Origin of the sequence: Novosphingobium sp. (assembly GCF_030696665.1) — a bacterium.
In the GTDB taxonomy this organism is placed as follows: domain Bacteria; phylum Pseudomonadota; class Alphaproteobacteria; order Sphingomonadales; family Sphingomonadaceae; genus Novosphingobium.
Map to the genome: position 1 here is coordinate 19,675 of NZ_JAUYRV010000015.1, position 17,268 is coordinate 36,942.

Annotated in this window: 17 protein-coding genes and 2 tRNA genes; 11 read left to right on the top strand and 8 right to left on the bottom strand. The window is 60.3% G+C overall.

The window, feature by feature from the left end; all coding sequences use genetic code 11:
- The first annotated feature begins 34 nt into the window (after positions 1 to 34).
- The 3 genes from Q8R81_RS03810 to Q8R81_RS03820 all read left to right on the top strand — a co-directional run bounded on the left by Q8R81_RS03810 (position 35) and on the right by Q8R81_RS03820 (position 684).
- Positions 35 to 110, top strand: a tRNA-Lys gene (locus tag Q8R81_RS03810).
- Positions 111 to 171: 61 nt separating this feature from the next.
- Positions 172 to 247: transfer RNA gene (locus Q8R81_RS03815), tRNA-Lys, on the top strand.
- Positions 248 to 342: 95 nt separating this feature from the next.
- Positions 343 to 684 (top strand): putative quinol monooxygenase, encoded by a 342-nt coding sequence (locus Q8R81_RS03820; RefSeq protein ID WP_305616121.1) that lies wholly within the window; start codon positions 343 to 345, stop codon positions 682 to 684.
- Positions 685 to 748: 64 nt separating this feature from the next.
- Here Q8R81_RS03820 and Q8R81_RS03825 read toward each other — a convergent pair whose 3' ends face one another.
- Positions 749 to 3,688 (bottom strand): TonB-dependent receptor, encoded by a 2,940-nt coding sequence (locus tag Q8R81_RS03825; RefSeq protein WP_305616122.1) that lies wholly within the window; start codon positions 3,686 to 3,688, stop codon positions 749 to 751.
- 371 nt (positions 3,689 to 4,059) lie between these two features.
- Between Q8R81_RS03825 and ribH the strand changes: the two genes are divergently transcribed.
- Entirely contained in the window at positions 4,060 to 4,479 is a 420-nt protein-coding gene (gene ribH, locus Q8R81_RS03830; RefSeq protein WP_305616123.1) for a 6,7-dimethyl-8-ribityllumazine synthase, read from the top strand.
- 4 nt (positions 4,480 to 4,483) lie between these two features.
- Here ribH and Q8R81_RS03835 read toward each other — a convergent pair whose 3' ends face one another.
- Both Q8R81_RS03835 and Q8R81_RS03840 read right to left on the bottom strand, forming a co-directional pair.
- On the bottom strand, positions 4,484 to 5,575 hold the full coding sequence (locus Q8R81_RS03835; protein ID WP_305616124.1) for a hypothetical protein: 1,092 nt from the start codon (positions 5,573 to 5,575) through the stop codon (positions 4,484 to 4,486).
- On the bottom strand, positions 5,575 to 6,663 hold the full coding sequence (locus tag Q8R81_RS03840) for a phosphotransferase family protein (RefSeq protein WP_305616125.1): 1,089 nt from the start codon (positions 6,661 to 6,663) through the stop codon (positions 5,575 to 5,577). Before Q8R81_RS03840 ends, Q8R81_RS03835 begins: the two co-directional genes overlap by 1 nt.
- Before the next feature lie 159 nt (positions 6,664 to 6,822).
- Between Q8R81_RS03840 and Q8R81_RS03845 the strand changes: the two genes are divergently transcribed.
- Positions 6,823 to 7,086: a hypothetical protein gene (locus Q8R81_RS03845; RefSeq protein ID WP_305616126.1), complete on the top strand. Its 264-nt coding sequence runs from the start codon at positions 6,823 to 6,825 to the stop codon at positions 7,084 to 7,086.
- Between the two features lie 55 nt (positions 7,087 to 7,141).
- On the top strand, positions 7,142 to 7,828 hold the full coding sequence (locus Q8R81_RS03850) for a MarR family transcriptional regulator (RefSeq protein WP_371135304.1): 687 nt from the start codon (positions 7,142 to 7,144) through the stop codon (positions 7,826 to 7,828).
- Positions 7,829 to 7,859: 31 nt separating this feature from the next.
- On the opposite strand, the gene eno is transcribed toward Q8R81_RS03850, so the two are convergent.
- Positions 7,860 to 9,146, bottom strand: coding sequence for a phosphopyruvate hydratase (gene eno / locus Q8R81_RS03855; protein ID WP_305616127.1), 1,287 nt, complete (start codon positions 9,144 to 9,146; stop codon positions 7,860 to 7,862).
- A 161-nt stretch (positions 9,147 to 9,307) separates the two neighbouring features.
- Here eno and Q8R81_RS03860 point away from each other — a divergent pair, with 161 nt between their 5' ends.
- The 5 genes from Q8R81_RS03860 to Q8R81_RS03880 all read left to right on the top strand — a co-directional run bounded on the left by Q8R81_RS03860 (position 9,308) and on the right by Q8R81_RS03880 (position 11,479).
- Complete coding sequence (locus Q8R81_RS03860) at positions 9,308 to 9,952, top strand: hypothetical protein (RefSeq protein WP_305616128.1); 645 nt, start codon at positions 9,308 to 9,310, stop codon at positions 9,950 to 9,952.
- A 29-nt stretch (positions 9,953 to 9,981) separates the two neighbouring features.
- Positions 9,982 to 10,371: a phage holin family protein gene (locus Q8R81_RS03865; RefSeq protein ID WP_305616129.1), complete on the top strand. Its 390-nt coding sequence runs from the start codon at positions 9,982 to 9,984 to the stop codon at positions 10,369 to 10,371.
- The gene (locus Q8R81_RS03870) at positions 10,368 to 10,652 is read left to right on the top strand and encodes a hypothetical protein (protein ID WP_305616130.1); all 285 of its coding nucleotides are present in this window, start codon (positions 10,368 to 10,370) and stop codon (positions 10,650 to 10,652) included. Before Q8R81_RS03865 ends, Q8R81_RS03870 begins: the two co-directional genes overlap by 4 nt.
- Position 10,653: 1 nt before the next feature.
- Positions 10,654 to 11,154, top strand: a complete 501-nt coding sequence (locus Q8R81_RS03875; RefSeq protein ID WP_305616131.1) for a hypothetical protein — start codon at positions 10,654 to 10,656, stop codon at positions 11,152 to 11,154.
- 103 nt (positions 11,155 to 11,257) lie between these two features.
- Positions 11,258 to 11,479, top strand: coding sequence for a DUF4170 domain-containing protein (locus tag Q8R81_RS03880; RefSeq protein WP_305616132.1), 222 nt, complete (start codon positions 11,258 to 11,260; stop codon positions 11,477 to 11,479).
- Between the two features lie 63 nt (positions 11,480 to 11,542).
- Here the strand turns inward: Q8R81_RS03880 and greA are convergent, their stop codons facing one another.
- From greA to carA, 4 genes are all read right to left on the bottom strand, one after another.
- Positions 11,543 to 12,019 (bottom strand): transcription elongation factor GreA, encoded by a 477-nt coding sequence (greA, locus tag Q8R81_RS03885; protein WP_305616133.1) that lies wholly within the window; start codon positions 12,017 to 12,019, stop codon positions 11,543 to 11,545.
- A 131-nt stretch (positions 12,020 to 12,150) separates the two neighbouring features.
- Positions 12,151 to 15,474, bottom strand: coding sequence for a carbamoyl-phosphate synthase large subunit (carB, locus tag Q8R81_RS03890; protein WP_305616134.1), 3,324 nt, complete (start codon positions 15,472 to 15,474; stop codon positions 12,151 to 12,153).
- On the bottom strand, positions 15,474 to 15,971 hold the full coding sequence (locus tag Q8R81_RS03895; RefSeq protein WP_305616135.1) for a hypothetical protein: 498 nt from the start codon (positions 15,969 to 15,971) through the stop codon (positions 15,474 to 15,476). Before Q8R81_RS03895 ends, carB begins: the two co-directional genes overlap by 1 nt.
- Complete coding sequence (gene carA, locus Q8R81_RS03900) at positions 15,971 to 17,146, bottom strand: glutamine-hydrolyzing carbamoyl-phosphate synthase small subunit (RefSeq protein ID WP_305616136.1); 1,176 nt, start codon at positions 17,144 to 17,146, stop codon at positions 15,971 to 15,973. Before carA ends, Q8R81_RS03895 begins: the two co-directional genes overlap by 1 nt.
- Between the last annotated feature and the right edge of the window lie 122 nt (positions 17,147 to 17,268).

Genomic DNA, 17,268 nt, shown 5'->3' on the forward strand with positions numbered 1-17,268 from the left:
GGGGCGGCTCCCGAACGGGAATGCTGCATGGCATGGACGCATAGCTCAGTTGGTAGAGCAGCTGACTCTTAATCAGCGGGTCCTTGGTTCGAGCCCAAGTGCGTCCACCACCATCGCCTTCCCCGCCGCACACCATGCGGCCTATTTCCGGGCACGCCCTTTGCCGGGTATGGACGCATAGCTCAGTTGGTAGAGCAGCTGACTCTTAATCAGCGGGTCCTTGGTTCGAGCCCAAGTGCGTCCACCATTCCATTCATCGCCACCAACCTGATGGAATGACCAATTCCGTCGTCACACCGCTTTGGCTATCCCTTTGCCCTCAAGCAGAACGGGAGAGCGTGGATGGAGCGGGTGACCTTGTGGGGTTGGATCGATTTCGACGGACAGGACGCAGCAGAGGTGGTGCGCGGTGGGGCGCAGTTCATCCTGCCGACGTATGAGGAGCGCGGCTGCATCCATTATGTGTGGAATGCCGACCCGCTAAAGCCCGCGCGCGTGTGGGTCTACGAGGAGTGGGAAGACGTAGCCGCGCTTGCCGAGCATCTCGACGGGCCGCTTTATCGCGCGATGGCTGGCTATCTGGCCGAGGCCGGCATGACCGGGGCGCAGGTCGACAAATACAAGGTTGTGGCCAAGCAGCCTGTCTACGATGGCGATGGATTGCCACAGGCGGCGTTCAGCTAAAAAGAAACGCCGGAACCCGAAGGCTCCGGCGCAGAGTGTTTCGCGTCTGGTTGACGTCGAAAGCTTAGAACTTGAAGCCTGCAGCCACACCATAACGGCGCGGTTCCAGCGTGAAGATGTTGGTGAAATTGCCCGAGGACTGGTCGGTGATGTACAGGCCGGTGATCGGGTTTGAATTGCCAACGTTCTGAATGAAACCGCGCAGGAACCACTTGTTTTCCGGCCCATCGAGCTGCAGCTGGGCATTGACCTGCGTGTAGCTGGGGATGCGGTTGATGTTGCCGTTGAAGATGCTGCCCGTGGACGTGCCGGTCAGGATGAAGTCGGCACGCGGCGTAAGGGTCAGGTCACCGAACGGAATGGCGTATTCCGCGCCGCCCGCCACCTTGTAGTTTGGTGCACCCGGCAACTGGTTGCCATTGATGTTAACCGGAATGCCCGAATTGAACACCTGTACCCCGCCGAACGGAACGCCACCCCCAGTTGCAGCGGCAACGCCTTCAAGCGCGGCGCAGATGCTGTAGGCGCCGGTTGAAGCAATGCCGCTGTTTGCGCCAAACGAGGTGGTTGGCCGTAGCCCGGCACCTGCCAAGACACCCGGGATCGCGCCCGCATTGATCTGCGCGTTGACCGTGTTCACGAAGGCATTGACCCCCGCCACGCTTCCGGAGGTGGAGGCAACGGCGCAGTTTGCAGCGTTCGTGATATCCTTGATGATCACGGCATCGGCACGACCGGCGCCAAAATCACGCGGATTGGCAAGGAACTTGTCCTGCGAAACCTTGCTGTTGAGATAGCTGGCCGAGACATTGACCGTCATCCCGCGCACGGGCCGCATAACCGCTTCGGCTTCAAGACCCCAGATATTGGCATTCACGTTGTCGTTGACCGAGGTACGAGCGACGATGCGCGAAAGCTGGAGGCCTTTGTACTTGTAATAGAAGCCCGTGAGATTGAGCGTCAGCGCGCCGAACTGGTTCTTCGAGCCGATTTCGAATGCGTCGACGAATTCGGGGTTGAAAGTTTCCGGCACCGTGAAGATTGCCGAAAGTGGCGGGTTGATGCCGCCCGACTTGTAGCCGCGCGAATAGGACAGGTAGACCAGATTGTCCGAAGTCACCTGGAAATCGAGAACGGCGCGACCGGTGATTTCCTTGAACTTGGCATTGCGGTTCTGGAACGGCTGATTGCCGGCAAGGCTCGCGTCGGCATCGTAAGCGCCGAAGAATGGCGAACTGTAGGCGTCAGTCGAACCGTGCGGGACGAGGAAGTTTGCAAATGTCGTACGTGCGCGAATCTTCTTGTCGTCATCGTTGTAGCGCAGGCCGAGGGTTAGCTTCACCCGGTCATCGAACTTGTAGTAGGCTTCACCGAAGATGCCGAAGCTCTTGATGTTGAGCTGGTCCGAATTGTTGCGGAAGAACGGTGTTGCCAGATACGAGGGCGGAGCCCCTGCCCCAAGCGCCGTGAACGCACCAACGATGCCGGTGAAGTAATCGAGGCCGAACGAGTTCACGTAGTAGCTGTTTTCGCTGAGCGCATAGTCGCTGTAGATGCCGCCCAGCAGGAAGTTGAACTTGCCGTCCCAGTCCGAGCTGAAGATGGCTTCTGCCGACCAGCTGCGGTTTTTCTGAACCGAACGGTCGAAATCGAGCGGGGTCATGCCGCAAATGGCATTGCCGCCATAAACCCCGGTGCCAGATTCCTCGGGTGCCGACGAGCACAGCACGCCAGCAGGGCCATTGGGCATGAGCGCAGCCGCAACGGGGCTGAGATACCTTTGGAGCCCAGCCCCGAGCAGACCTGCCTGAGCCGCTGCCAAAGTGTTCAACGATGGCTGGATCAGCGCGCGGTTCTGAACGGAGTTGTTGTAGTCCTGGCTCGAATCAACGGTAACGTCCTGATAGTTGCCGGTCAGCTTCAGATTGAGGCCACCGCCCAGCTCCTGGTCCCACGAACCGACGACGATCAGTTCCTCGGTAAAGTAGCTTGGAGTGGTATCGGTGTTGACCACACGTGGATCGGCCGGATTCACAACGCCTGAATAAGTATCAGTGCCGTACAGGCTGCCCGCCGCAAATGCTGTGGGCAGGCCGCGGATCGCGAAGAATTCACGCGAGCCCAGCACGGAAGCAAGCGTCGAGTTGCCGTTGGTGGTGCCGTAAGGCAGATTGGCATTCAGACAGCCGAGAACGCCCGTGGGATCATTCTGGCAGACCTGCTTCTGGATGCGCATGCGGTTGTCGCGCTCATGGAAATACTGGCCCATGATGTCGATCGTGGTGCCCGTGCCCGGTTCGAAACGCAACGAACCACGAACGCTGTACATGTCGCGGTCGTCGATCCGCGAATTGTCGAACAGGTTCTTGGTGTAACCATCGCGGTTCAGATAGAAACCGGCAAGGCGCACGCCAAGGCTGTCGCCCAGCGGAACGTTGACCATGCCGCGCAGCCGCACTGAATTGTAGTTGCCATACTCTGCATCGCCCGAAGCGCCGAACGCGCTGAGATCGGGCTTGGCGGTGATCAGGTCGACCACGCCCGATGTGGCGTTGCGGCCAAACAGCGTGCCTTGCGGGCCGCGCAGAACCTGCACTTGGGCCAGATCGTAGAACTCGCCTTCGAACAGGCGCGTGGCGAATAGCGGGGAATCGTTCAGGTGGATGGCAGTGGCCTGATCGCAGGTCACGCCGGTGCACAGATCGCCGATACCGCGGATGGTAAAGCTCGACGAGGTGAAGTTCGTCTTGGAAAATGTGATGTTGGGCAGCGACAGTTGCAGGTCGAGTGTGTTGCGGATCTGCTGCTTGTCGAGCGCTTCCGGTGAGAAAGCGCTTACAGCGATTGGCACGTCCTGCAGGCGCTGGGCCTGACGCTGTGCGGTGACGATAATTTCCTCAAGACCGAAATTGTCATCGGCTGACTGCGGTGCTTCCTGTGCGAACACAGGCACGGATACGGCGGCGAAACATACGCCAGCCAGCAGGGAAAGCTTGCCCCTCATAGCTCAGACCTCTCTCTCCAGCGGCACCCGTCATTAACCGCGGGTTGCCTGAACTGCAGGACATATCCAGACGAAATCTTTGTCAACCGGATAATTAAAAATAGGGGTTTCCGTAGGGGAAGGACGTTGCAGATGTGACCATTTTGGTGAGGTGTGCATGGAAATGCATGACATTTTGCTGTGTCATAACGCCTCACGCGCAATGTTTTGCTGTGCAAATGACGAATCGCGTCGTTGCATGCCCCCGTCCATTCGCACAAATCCGCGACTCATAAGCGTGGCAATGTGCGCGCCGTAGCAGTAGGGCTGCATGCCAGAACTTCCCCGGCGTGCCTGCACGTCCCACCCTGATGTCCCGAGGACTGATACTTATGGCCAAATTCCTGATCGTCGAAGCGCGCTTCTATGACCACCTGAACGATATGCTGATCGCCGGAGCCAAGGCGGCGCTGGAAGCTGCTGGGCACAAAGCCGAGGTTATCACGGTGCCGGGTGCGCTCGAAATCCCTGGCGCCATCGCCTTGGCCGATGAATCCGGCGATTTTGACGGCTTCGTCGCCATCGGCGTGGTAATCCGGGGCGAGACCTATCATTTTGAGATCGTGGCGGGCGAAAGCGCGCGCGGAATCATGGCGTTGACAATGGACGGCGTGGCCATCGGAAACGGCATCCTTACGGTCGAAGACGAGGCGCAGGCCATCGTGCGCGCCGACCCTGCCCAGAAGGACAAGGGCGGCGAAGCAGCGAAGGCTGCTATGGCACTGCTGGCGCTGCGCGAACGCTGGGCGTGAGCGCTTAGCCCGCGTCGAAATATTCTTTGAGGCCCCACGGTTCGTAAGGGCCGATGACAAGCTGTTCAAAGCCGCCGATGCCGGTCTCGCCATCGCTGGTGGTAACGCGTGAGATGATCTGGACATGCAGATTCTCAAGCGTGGGTGCCATCGCGTCGAGATCGGCAAGGACCAGATCCTCCCGTTCAACCGCAAGTGGGCCGTGGTAAAGGCCGTGACCCCACTTCGGACTGGTATAACCGAGGCCGCGCATCTGAAAGCGTTGCAGCGGCTCGAAAGTAAGCGTCAACGGACGTTCCGCGCATTGAATGGTCAGCGTTCCGCCTGACGGCCAGCGTGTGCCAGGCTGCATCGGCGATTGCATTGTGGCAGAGGGCGTTTCGTGGAAACCATCATGCCCTGCCCCGTCCGGTGCGATCACCGCGCGGGTGTTCCAGGGTGTGCCGTGTCGGTCTGCGTTGACGTGGAAAAACAGGCTACGGGTGGGCAGGTTGACCGGAGTCCACTGCCAGAAAAAGCTGCTGACGACGCCGTGACCGTGCGGCTGTGTGTCTGACGCCCCAACCGGACGCACCCCCCAACTGCGGTCACGGGTGCCGACCGTACCTGACACAAGGTCAGCACGCTCACCATCCACCTCGATCCAGCCTGTGTAGTGCCCGTTCTGGGTCAGGCGCGTGTAGTCCATGAACGTGCGCGGGCCGATGCGGTAGGTGAAGCGTGGCTCTTCGATAGGAAAGGCGCGGCCGGTGAATGTCAGTTCGGCGGCCAGACCCTCACCGTTAACGCGCACCCGCAGCGACTTTAGCGGCTCGACGATTTCTATGGTGATCGGACCGACGGACAGATCCATGCGCTCCATATTGAGTTCGCGCGACGCATGAAGATTGTACTGTATACCATTGCGGATACACGAAAAATGAGCGTCCGCGACATTCAGATGAGGATAGATCCCCAGCGCAACCGCAAAGAAGCCTGAACCATCAGGAGCATAGCCGTTGAAGAAGTAGCGGTCATAGAAGTTGCGGTCCGTTCCGGCATAGGCAACCGGTTCGGGCGTCTGGTGCAGCGGAAAATCGTCACCTTTGGTCAGCATCAGGCGTGCTCCATCCGGCGCTTGAGCGCGCCAAGACTGTCGTGTTCGAGCGCGAGTTCACAAGCCCCGCGTGCCATAGACAGGAAGTTCGCGTCCCCGCGTTCCGTCCGAACGACGAAGGCGGCGCTGAATACTGCAGTGGACACGCCGTGAAGCGCGCCGATGCAGTAATCGTCCCAGACCTGATCGCGTGTCAGTGGCACGCCGAGGCGAGTCATCTCGGCGCAGTAAAGATCGAGCAGCGCAGCCTCGTGCGGGCGGCGGAGGGCCGAACCGATGCCGCAACCGAGGAAATAGCCGATGTCGGTAAGGCCGCATCCCACGGCACAGGTCTGCCAATCGACCAGTGCGATCGGTTCTGTTCCGTCGAGAATACCGAACAGCATGTTATCGAGCCGGAAATCTCCGTGAACAAGGCTGCGGCGACTGTGCTTCCGATCAAACCAAAGGTCGAGATTATCGTTCAGTGCCTCGCAAACGGCCATCAGTTCGGGTTCAAGCACATCGCCATACCGCTCCTGAAAAGTGGCTTGCGCCTGCGGATAGAGCGCGCGTAGCGAGGCGCTGGCCTGCGGATCAGGTTGCAGCCATTCCGCATCGAGCAGCGGGTGATCCAAGGTGGGGGCGTGGAGTTCAGCGGCCTGGCGGATGGCATGCTCCGCTTGGTCCAGCGTGCAGCCAGAAAGCTGGTTGCCGGGAGCGCAGGGGCCAAGATCTTCGAACAGCAGCACGAAATCGCAGCCGTTGTCGTCAATCATTGCAGCAAACGCACGCGGGACGCGCATCCCGATTAGCCTAGGAACGTGCTGATAAAACAGAACTTCTTTGCGATATAGCGAAAAGGCGGCGGCGGTGTGGCGGCTGGTGGCATCGCCCGACGGGAACTTGGCAGCAACTGTGGGCGGTGCCTGGGCCGCATCGCCCACGTATTGCAGGCTGAAGCGAGCCGTATCGCCGACCTGACCCGTGCCGATAGCCTCCCATTCCAGTGACGCAATGCGAACATCGCCGGGTATGCCTGCCTGCACAAACTGAGCCTCGATCCACGACGCATCGACTTCATCAGGACGTGTCGGAAAATTTGCCATGCTGTGCTCTCCCGAAAACAGGCTGACACACGCCGCCATGCTTGGGAAGAGCAGTTCAATTGACCGTTTAAATCACCCGGCAAAGGAACTGGTTGGTGCAACACGGGTTCAATTTTCTGCGACCGGCGCATTTTGATCCGGAACGGAAGGCTGCGATGCATGGACGGGATTCTCGAATGGTTCGCAGCTGGGGGCACAATCATCGCCGCTACGCTGGTCGCCCTTGACCTGGGGCGCCGCATTGCCGGTTGGGGATTTGTGTTGTTCGTGCTCGTATCGATCTCATGGATCGTTTCAGGAATAGCTAACGATGCATTTTCTCTGGTCATCCAGAACGGAGCGCTGCTCGTGGTCAACCTATGGGGCGTGTGGCGCTATCTGTTGAATCCGCAACGGAGGCAACTCGACAAAAATGCTCCGTAACTTACTCCGATACGGTGTGACAACGCCCGCGAATTCGTGGTGAACGCGGCGCGATATGATTGATATATATGCCCTAATTCCCTCTTCAGGAAGGCAAGATACGAATATCTACTTAGGGGTTCCACGAATGGTTACATCAACGCTGTTGATTGATTCCTGCTGCAAGGCCGAAACTTCACCGGTCCAGGACATCGCAACAGGGGGTTGCCAACGGATGGGCAAGGATCAACTTCGCACAAAAGCACGTCGTCTGATTGCCGCTGCCAACGAACTGCTGGCCATCGCGCACGAGCTTGAAACCACTGATGGCGACGGGAGGACGGAAGATTTCGCCGTTAGCCATAGCGTCAAGGACAGCCCTGTCTGGGCAGAAATCGCGCGCGCAACATACCGTGATCGCCGCCGGCGGTCCGACATCTTTGCCGACCCTGCCCTGTTCGGTGAGCCCGCGTGGGATATTCTACTCGATCTGTTCATCGCCGCAAAGGAACGCAAGCGCCTGCCCGTGACGAGCGCTTGCATCGGCGCGGCGGTCCCCGCGACCACGGCTCTGCGTTGGTTGACGGTGCTGGAAGAAAAAGGCCTGATCCTGCGCGAGAATGACGCGAACGATGCCCGCCGCGTATTCGTACGGCTATCGGCAGAGGGCTATGAGAAAATGGTCGGCTACTTCTCGGACGTTGCGGGCGACATGCGCAGCGAAGAGGATATCCATTCCCCCGCGCTGCGCATGGCACAGTAGTCCGCTCTATTCGGTCCAGATACGGGCCGTATCAGGCGCTAAGCCGACCAAACGCTGCAGCACCGGCATAGCGCGCCGACATGCCCAGTTCTTCCTCGATACGGATGAGCTGGTTGTACTTGGCAAGCCGGTCTGACCGCGCGAGCGAACCGGTCTTGATCTGGCCGCAGTTGGTGGCCACGGCGAGATCGGCGATGGTCGCGTCTTCGGTCTCACCCGAACGGTGCGACATGACGGCGGTGTAGCCGTTGCGCTGCGCGATGCTGACCGCTTCAAGCGTTTCAGTAAGTGTGCCGATCTGGTTGACTTTGACCAGCAGCGAGTTGGCCAAGCCCTTGCCGATGCCCATTTCAAGGCGTCGCGGGTTGGTTACGAACAGATCGTCACCGACCAGTTGTACGCGCTTGCCAACCTTGGAAGTAAGTGCAGCCCAACCTTCAAAATCGTCCTCGCTCATGCCGTCTTCGATCGAGATGATCGGGTAGGCATCGCACAGCGCAGCGAGATAATCGGCCATCGCTTCGGGCGAGAGCGAGAGGCCCTCACCGCTGATTTCATACTTGCCGCCCTTGAAGAATTCGGTGGCGGCGCAATCGAGCGCGAGCATGATGTCGGTGCCGGGCTTGAACCCGGCCTTTTCAACCGAGGCCATGATGAAATCGAGCGCATCGCGCGTGCTGGCAAGGTTAGGCGCAAAGCCGCCTTCATCGCCCACAGCGGTGGCTAGGCCCTTTTCGTGGAGGCCCTTCTTCAGGGTGTGGAAGATTTCCGCACCCCAGCGCACAGCTTCGGCCAGCGACGGCGCGCCGACCGGCATGACCATGAATTCCTGAAAATCGATGGGATTGTCAGCATGTTCGCCGCCGTTGATAATGTTCATCATCGGCACCGGCAGGACGTGAGCGGAAACGCCACCAACGTAGCTGTACAATGGCATGCCGCGCGCATCGGCGGCGGCCTTGGCTACGGCGAGGCTGACGCCGAGGATGGCGTTGGCACCAAGGCGGCTCTTGTTTTCGGTGCCGTCAAGTTCGATCATCGCGTAATCGATGTCGCGCTGGTCTTCAGCGTCCAGCCCGAGGATCGCTTCGGCAATGTCCGAATTCACGGCGGTAATAGCCTTGGTCACGCCCTTGCCCAGGTAGCGCGCTTTGTCACCATCACGCAGTTCAACCGCTTCGTGCGCCCCCGTCGAAGCGCCTGAAGGCACGGCGGCGCGGCCGAAGCTGCCGTCTTCGAGCAGGATGTCGACCTCAACGGTGGGGTTGCCACGGCTGTCGAGGATTTCACGCGCATGGATGTCGATGATCGCAGTCATGGTCTGCTCCCTGCAATGCGGCGGCACAATCGGCGCCAAGGTTTGGCGCGGCTCCTATCGGCTGGAACCGTGGCAGGCAAGCCGCGTTTGCAGTGCAACAAACCTATCCGGGCCAACTTGTGCCCCAAGGCTCTTGCAATCAGGGTCGTGGGTCTAGCAAGATGGCAAAGACAGCCCATATCGAGGGCGAAGATTACGCGCGAACTGCCGAAGGGAAACGAGACATGGCCGACCCCACGATGCCCCCCGCCGACGCACCCAAGAAGCGCGCGGCCAAGAAGAAGATCGACGAAGCCGTTGCTGCTGTCGGTCCCGCCGTTGCCGAAACAGTCGAGACCACCAAGGGCCGATTCAGCAAGGCGATTGAAGAAGCAAAAGCCGGTGCCGAGGCATTGAAGGGTGAGGCGCTCGAAAAGGGCGCAGCCTACAAGGCCAAGGTAAGCGGTGCCACGTCAGACTGGGTGGACGAAGCAAAGGTCTATGCCGATCAGGCCAAGGAAAAGGGCGCTTTTCTTGCGGTTGAAGGCAAGGCTCGCGCGAGCGATGCGCTGACCACACTGGGCAAGACCATTTCCGAAACCGCGCCGACCATCGATGACAAGCTGGGCGTGCAATACGGCGACTATGCCCGCAGCGCCGCCCGATCAATTCAGGAAGCCGCTGCAAAGCTTGAAGCCAAAGATCTTGGCGAGTTGGGCGACGACGTGAAGGACTTCGTGAAGAAAAGCCCGGGCGTTGCGATTGGCGTTGCCGCAGTTGCCGGGTTTGCGATTGCCAAGCTGCTTTCGGGCCGTTCGGAAGACTGACGCCCCGAGAAGGAGGGCGCTGCAGCCTGATGACCGATACCGAAACACAGGATGCCGCCCCACCGCACGAGGGCATCGCTGACGAAGGCGTGAGCGGCACAATCAAGGCGCTGATCGAAGACGGGCAGACTCTGATCGAAGCGGAGATCGCCTATCGCAAGGCGCAGGTCACTTATGGTCTGGGCCAAGCGAAGGCGATTGCCGTGCTTATCGTGCTTGGCATCGCGTTTGGCTTCTTCACTCTGCTCGCGCTTGTCGTTGGGTTGCTGCTGGCACTGGCGGCAGTGGCCGGCGTTTGGGGGGCACTGGCGATTGTCGGTGGCGGCTTGGCTGTTCTGGCAGGCATGTGCCTGCTCCTTGCCATCAGGCGAATCAGCAGGGCCAAAGCCGCGTTGAGCCTTGGGGGACAAAACGCATGAGCGATCCGGAGAGCCTTGCCGCTGCCCGCGCGCTACGGGATGAGGCGCTGGTGGTGTTCAAGGGTAGCCTTGAAATCGTCAGACTGGAAACTTCTCCGGGCAGAATGAAGGAACGTGCGGTCGGTGAAGCCGTTGAGATGATCGACACCGCCCGCGAAATCGCAGGCGAGAACAAGGCCGTGATCGGCGCAACCCTTGCCGCACTGGTGGCGTGGTTCCTGCGGGAGCCGCTTCAGCATTTTGCAGGGTGGCTGTCGGCCAAGGTCCGAACCGGAGATTGAAATGGAACACGACATCACCGCAACCGACACCTCCACCCTGCGCGACAAGGTGGATGCAGCCAAGACGCGCCTTGCCGAGCGCGCCGCGAACGCAAAACCGGTGCATACGGTGAAAACCCTGATCGAAGAGCACCCCGTGGCATCAGTGGCAGCGGGCATCCTGCTCGGCGCGCTCGTCGCCAAGGCCCTGCCGTCGTTTCGCGGCCGTAGCACCAAGGTGGACGACGCTGCAGGCAGCCTGCGCAAGAGCGCGGCGGGCCTTGCCACCGTCGCGGGCAAGCTGGCGCTTGATTACGCCACGCGCGCGCGTGAAGTCGGACGCGAAGGACTGCACAAGGTCGAGGAAGTGGGCGGCAGTGTCGGCGGAAAGATTGCCGAAGGCGGCAAAGACGCCGGGCACAAGGTGATCGACATTGCAGAGATCGCCCGTTCCGCTGCTCTTGAAGCAAGCGAAGCTGCCCTGCGGAAGCTGAACGAGCTGACTTCGCGCATCAAGCACTGACCCGGAACCTCCATAAACCGCCGAATACGACATAGCGCGACTTGCGCGACGTGAAGCTTTTTGTCAGTGGCACATATGAATCCTCCCCAAAGGAAAGTTGCCAATGCAAAAGCTGCATCTCGTTATGGGCGGGCGGGTCAAAGATCCGCAGGGCCTCGAATTCGTCGACCTCAAAGCCGTTGATGTCGTGGGTGTGTTCCCCGACTATGCCAGCGCCGAAGAAGCTTGGCGCAGCGCCGCTCAACGGACGGTAGACGATGCCGAGATGCGGTATGTGATTGTGCATATGCATAAATTGCTTGAGCCAGACCTGCCGACAGGCTGACGCTCAATACGAAAAAGGCCCCGGAGTGATCCGGGGCCTTTTCAATGTGTTGTGACGGTAAGTTCAGATGAATTCGATCTTTTTCACCTGATAGAACTTGTCGCCCGAAGGGACCGTCACTTCGATCTCTTCGTCCACCTTGCGGCCAATCAGCGCCTTGCCCAGCGGCGAGTTGTAGCTGATCATGCCCTGCTTGGCGTCTGCTTCGTAGGGACCGACGATCTGGTATTTCACCGGCTTGTCGTCATCATCCAGCAGGGTGACTGTCGCGCCGAAGATTATCTTGTCGCCCGAAAGCGTGGTCGGATCGATGATCTGCGCACGGCTGACACGATCTTCAAGATCGGCAATCGTTGCCTCGACCTGGCCCTGACGTTCCTTCGCCGCGTGATATTCGGCGTTTTCAGACAGATCGCCGTGGGCGCGGGCTTCCTCGATCGCATCAACGATCAGGGGGCGCTCTACGCGCAGTGCTTTCAACTCGGTTGTCAGGCGTTCGTAGCCTGCTGCAAGCATTGGCAGCTTTTCCACACTCGCCATCCGTCAGTCTCTTTCCTGTCCTGCCCCCGTGGCTGCCGCTAGGGCTTCCAAGGGAAAACCTGCCCCCACCGACCGACGCCGAATGCGCCGAGCCGGACCACCATTTTGACGATACCGGGGGATTAAAAGGTTCAGCTATAATAGTCCTGCAACGAACGCACTTCAAGTTCAGTGGTCCGAAGTGCCTCAATTGCTTCCACAGCGGCGACCGATGCGGCCGCCGTCGTGAAGTACGGCACGCGCGCAGCCAGAGCCGAGGCGCGGATCGATGCGGAATCCTTGTGGCTCTGCCAGCCTTCGGTGGTGTTGAAGATGAAGCCGATTTCCCCATCGATGATGCGGTCCACGATATGCGGACGGCCCTCGGCCACCTTGTTCACGCGCTCCACGATCACACCCGCATCAGCAAGGTAACGCGCGGTGCCGCCGGTGGCGACGATCTTGAAGCCCAACTCGCTCAGCTTGCGCACGGCCGGCAGGACCATCGTCTTGTCGCTGTCCTTGACCGACACGAACAGCGTGCCACCCTGCGGCAGCTTGGTGCCTGCGCCCAGCTGCGATTTGGCGAACGCCACCGCAAAGGTGCTGTCGATGCCCATGACTTCGCCGGTGGACTTCATTTCGGGCGAAAGCACCGGATCGACGCCGGGGAAGCGCGCGAACGGGAACACGGCTTCCTTGACCGCCATGTAATCGATCTCACGCTTGATCGCCGGAAGATCGGCCAGCTTTTCGCCCGCCATGATCCGTGCCGCAAACTTTGCAATGGGCGTGCCCACGGCCTTGGCCACGAAGGGCACGGTACGGCTGGCGCGAGGGTTCACCTCGATCAGGTAAACGTCGCCGTCCTTGATCGCGAACTGGATGTTCATGAGGCCGCGAACGTTGAGGCCGCGTGCCAGCAGAATCGCCTGCCGCTCCATCTCGGCGATGATTTCGGGCGAGAGGCTGTAAGGCGGGATCGTGCAGGCGCTGTCGCCTGAATGGATGCCCGCTTCCTCGATGTGCTGCATCACGCCAGCAACGGTCACATCGGTGCCATCGGCCAGCGCATCGACGTCGCATTCGATGGCGTCGCGCAGATACTGGTCGATCAGCACCGGACTGTCGCCCGAAACCTGCACAGCCGTGGCTATGTAGTCATCGAGTTGCGCAAGGCTGTCGACGATTTCCATAGCGCGGCCACCCAGCACATAGCTTGGGCGTATCAGCACCGGATAGCCGATGCGGTTGGCCACGGCGACCGCTTCATCACGGCTGCGCGCGATGCCGTTCATCGGCTGCTTGAGGCCCAGCTTGGCCACCAGCGCGGCAAAGCGCTCACGGTCTTCGGCAAGATCGATGGAGTCAGGGCTGGTGCCGAGGATCGGAATACCCGCATCCTGCAGCGCCTGTGCCAGCTTCAGCGGGGTTTGCCCGCCGAACTGCACGATCACGCCGACCAGTTCACCGTTCGACTGTTCCAGCTCGAGAATTTCGAGAACGTCTTCGGCGGTCAGCGGCTCGAAATAGAGGCGGTCGGATGTGTCGTAGTCGGTCGAAACCGTCTCCGGGTTGCAGTTGACCATGATGGTTTCAAACCCGGCGTCACCCAGCGCATAGCACGCGTGGCAGCAGCAGTAATCGAACTCGATGCCCTGCCCGATGCGGTTCGGCCCGCCGCCGAGAATGACGATCTTCTTCCGGTCGGTCGGCGCGGATTCGTTCTCCGGTTCGCCGAACAGCCCGCTTTCATAGGTCGAGTACATGTAAGGCGTGATCGCCTCGAACTCGGCGGCGCAACTGTCGATGCGCTTGAACACCGGACGCACGCCCAGCTTGTGGCGCAGCGCGCGCACTTCGGCCTCGCTGGTGGCCCCGGCCATCGCTGAAAGCACATCGTGCAGCAGGCCGGAGCGCTTTGCCTGAGTCTCGCCCATGCCGCCTGCAACGCCGATGCCGCGCACGGCCAGCGTGGCGAGACGCTTGTCGGAAAAGCCCATGCTTTTCAGGCGGCGCAGGCCCGCAGCGTCGTTGGGCAGGCCCACTTCCTGGACCTTCTTCTCCTCGTCGATGATCTCGCAGATCTGCCGCAGGAACCACGGTTCGTACTTGGTGATCGCGTTGACCTCATCCACCGTGAAGCCTTCGCGGAAGGCCTGTGCGATGGCGAGGATGCGGTCCGGCGTCGCCTTGCTCAGCGCAGCGGTGATCTGGTCGCGGCTCGCGCCTTCCAGTTCGACCACGCGATTGAAGCCGTCGAGGCCCGTTTCCAGCCCGCGCAGCGCCTTCTGCATCGATTCCTTGAAGTTGCGGCCAATCGCCATCACTTCGCCGACAGACTTCATCGCCGTGCCGAGGTTATTGTCCGCGCCCTTGAACTTTTCAAAGGCAAAGCGCGGGATCTTGGTGACGACGTAGTCGAGCGTCGGTTCAAACGCAGCAGGCGTCGCTCCGGTGATGTCGTTCATGATCTCGTCGAGTGTGTAGCCCACCGCCAACTTCGCCGCGACCTTGGCAATCGGGAAGCCGGTGGCCTTCGATGCCAGCGCGGACGAGCGCGACACGCGCGGGTTCATTTCGATCACGATCATGCGGCCATCGGCAGGGTTCACCGCGAACTGCACGTTGGAACCGCCAGTTTCCACGCCAATCTCGCGCAGCACCGCGGTGCTGGCGTTGCGCATGATCTGGTATTCCTTGTCGGTCAGCGTCAGCGCTGGCGCGACGGTGATGGAATCTCCGGTGTGGACGCCCATCGGATCGACGTTTTCGATGGAGCAGATGATGATGCAGTTGTCGTTCTTATCGCGGACAACCTCCATCTCGTACTCTTTCCACCCCAGCAGCGATTCATCGATCAGCACTTCGGTGGTGGGGCTAGCCTCAAGGCCGCCCTTCACGATCTTGACGAATTCGTCCTTGTTATAGGCAATGCCGCCGCCGGTGCCGCCCATCGTGAAGCTGGGGCGGATGATCGATGGCAACCCGGTACGCTCCAGAATGACCAGCGCTTCTTCCACCGTGTGCGCCACGCCCGAACGTGCCGATTCCAGCCCGATCTTGTCCATCGCATCGCGGAAGCGCTGGCGGTCCTCGGCCTTGTCGATCGCATCGGCATCGGCACCGATCATCTGCACGCCGTACTTTTCCAGCGTGCCATCGTTGAACAGCGCCAGCGCGGTGTTCAGCGCGGTCTGCCCGCCCATCGTCGGCAGCAGCGCATCGGGCCGCTCCTTCTCGATGATCTTGGCGACGATTTCCGGCGTGATCGGTTCGACATACGTCGCGTGCGCCATGTCCGGATCGGTCATGATCGTCGCGGGGTTCGAATTGACCAGGATGATGCGATAGCCCTCTTCCTTGAGCGCTTTCACCGCCTGCGTGCCCGAATAATCGAACTCGCAAGCCTGGCCAATGATGATCGGCCCGGCGCCGATGATCAGGATCGAGGAGATGTCAGTGCGTTTGGGCATTAGTTTAACTCACCTAAATCGTTCGGTCCGATAAGGACGCCGCGTCCCCAATTTATCCGGCCTCGCTTGTTTACCGGACTTTGCGACCAAGAATCGTAGCAATCGTACTGACCGCTCTCGTCAACACGCAGAGCGGCAATCCAATGGCAATCACCATCTTGCTGAATGATTGCACCGCATCCACTCCCGATGACTTGCCGTCCAGTTCGACCTGCTTTCCATTCCTTGAACGCAGATGAACTGAAAGGCGTCGCTCTTAGGTTTCGGCGTCGGGTTGGCGACAGCCCATTAAAAATGCGCGCAATTTGTCGGTCGCTGAACCCTAAATCGGTAATTCTTTTTGCAGACAAAAGTTTAAGCGCCTCGGCAGATGCTATTAAATCACGAAATACGGAGGCCTGATCCCGAACACGCCCAGAGCCTAATTCCATGACCAAATGACTTGCAGCGTAAATGCCGCAAAACATGTCGAATTTGCCCTGCCAAGGGACGTCCATCACCCCAACATCCCCACAAACTTCTCGAACAGATAGAAGCTATCCTGCGGTCCCGGCGAAGCCTCAGGATGATACTGCACCCCGAATGCTCGCTTGCCCTTCACCGCGATCCCGCAGTTCGAACCGTCGAACAGCGAAACATGCGTTTCGATCACATTCTCACCCAGCGCGCCCGGAGCATTGTCCACCGCGAAGCCGTGGTTCATCGAGGTGATCTCGACCACGCCGTCTTCCATGCGCTTGACCGGATGGTTCGCCCCGCGATGGCCCTGATGCATCTTGGTGGTGCGCGCGCCTGCGGCAAGGCCCAGCATCTGGTGGCCGAGGCAGATGCCGAACACCGGCAGGTCCATCTCCAGCAGCTTCTGGATCACCGGCACGGCATAGGCCCCCGTCGCCGCCGGATCCCCCGGACCGTTCGACAGGAACACGCCGTCGGGCTTCAGCTCAAGGATCGTCTCCAGCGGCGTCTGCGCCGGAACCACCGTAACGCTCGCGCCCGCTTTCACCAGATTGCGGAAGATATTGTCCTTCGCGCCATAATCTATGGCGACGACATGCTTGCGCGTGTCATGCGGCGAACGGCCAAAGCCCTTGCCCAGATGCCAGACCGAGCCTTCCCACGCCTCCTGTGCATCGCGCGTGACCACGCGGGCAAGGTCCATGCCTTCCAGCCCCGGCCACTCGCGCGCCCGCGCCACCAGCGCCGGAATATCGAATTCACCCTTGTGATCGTGTGCGATCACCGCGTTGGGCGCGCCGCTGATGCGGATGCGGCGGGTCAGCGCGCGGGTATCGAAGCCAGCAATGCCGATCTTGCCCTGCTTTTCCATCCACTTCTGGAATGTCCCGGCAGAGCGGAAGTTGGCAGGCGCAGTCACATCCTCACGCACCACGCAGCCCACGGCGCCAGGCACATTGTGGCTTTCCATGTCTTCATCGTTCGTGCCGACATTGCCGATATGCGGGAACGTGAACGTCACCACCTGCCCCGCATAGGACGGGTCGGTCATCACTTCCTGATAGCCGGTCATCGCGGTGTTGAAGCACACTTCACCCACCGCAGCGCCACTGGCACCGAAACCACGTCCCCAGGCAACAGACCCATCGGCAAGAACGAGGACTCCCGTAGCGCCGTCTGGCTTGGGCGCGTGCGAAAGTGCGGGGTCGGCCATGATTGGGGGCGCTCCGTAGGCAGTGGTTCTGGCGATGTTGCTAAGGGGCGGCGGTTAGACCTGAGTCCCCATCGCGTCAACCTAGCGATTCCCGAAAGTTTGTCTTACATGAGGCGTTTCCC

Bases quoted from the DNA above. Each gene is read 5' to 3' on its own strand.
- Q8R81_RS03820 (WP_305616121.1), top strand. From the start codon at position 343: ATGGAGCGGGTGACCTTGTGGGGTTGGATCGATTTCGACGGACAGGAC.
- Q8R81_RS03825 (WP_305616122.1), bottom strand. From the start codon at position 3,688: ATGAGGGGCAAGCTTTCCCTGCTGGCTGGCGTATGTTTCGCCGCCGTA.
- ribH (WP_305616123.1), top strand. From the start codon at position 4,060: ATGGCCAAATTCCTGATCGTCGAAGCGCGCTTCTATGACCACCTGAAC.
- Q8R81_RS03835 (WP_305616124.1), bottom strand. From the start codon at position 5,575: ATGCTGACCAAAGGTGACGATTTTCCGCTGCACCAGACGCCCGAACCG.
- Q8R81_RS03840 (WP_305616125.1), bottom strand. From the start codon at position 6,663: ATGGCAAATTTTCCGACACGTCCTGATGAAGTCGATGCGTCGTGGATC.
- Q8R81_RS03845 (WP_305616126.1), top strand. From the start codon at position 6,823: ATGGACGGGATTCTCGAATGGTTCGCAGCTGGGGGCACAATCATCGCC.
- Q8R81_RS03850 (WP_371135304.1), top strand. From the start codon at position 7,142: ATGATTGATATATATGCCCTAATTCCCTCTTCAGGAAGGCAAGATACG.
- eno (WP_305616127.1), bottom strand. From the start codon at position 9,146: ATGACTGCGATCATCGACATCCATGCGCGTGAAATCCTCGACAGCCGT.
- Q8R81_RS03860 (WP_305616128.1), top strand. From the start codon at position 9,308: ATGGCAAAGACAGCCCATATCGAGGGCGAAGATTACGCGCGAACTGCC.
- Q8R81_RS03865 (WP_305616129.1), top strand. From the start codon at position 9,982: ATGACCGATACCGAAACACAGGATGCCGCCCCACCGCACGAGGGCATC.
- Q8R81_RS03870 (WP_305616130.1), top strand. From the start codon at position 10,368: ATGAGCGATCCGGAGAGCCTTGCCGCTGCCCGCGCGCTACGGGATGAG.
- Q8R81_RS03875 (WP_305616131.1), top strand. From the start codon at position 10,654: ATGGAACACGACATCACCGCAACCGACACCTCCACCCTGCGCGACAAG.
- Q8R81_RS03880 (WP_305616132.1), top strand. From the start codon at position 11,258: ATGCAAAAGCTGCATCTCGTTATGGGCGGGCGGGTCAAAGATCCGCAG.
- greA (WP_305616133.1), bottom strand. From the start codon at position 12,019: ATGGCGAGTGTGGAAAAGCTGCCAATGCTTGCAGCAGGCTACGAACGC.
- carB (WP_305616134.1), bottom strand. From the start codon at position 15,474: ATGCCCAAACGCACTGACATCTCCTCGATCCTGATCATCGGCGCCGGG.
- Q8R81_RS03895 (WP_305616135.1), bottom strand. From the start codon at position 15,971: ATGGACGTCCCTTGGCAGGGCAAATTCGACATGTTTTGCGGCATTTAC.
- carA (WP_305616136.1), bottom strand. From the start codon at position 17,146: ATGGCCGACCCCGCACTTTCGCACGCGCCCAAGCCAGACGGCGCTACG.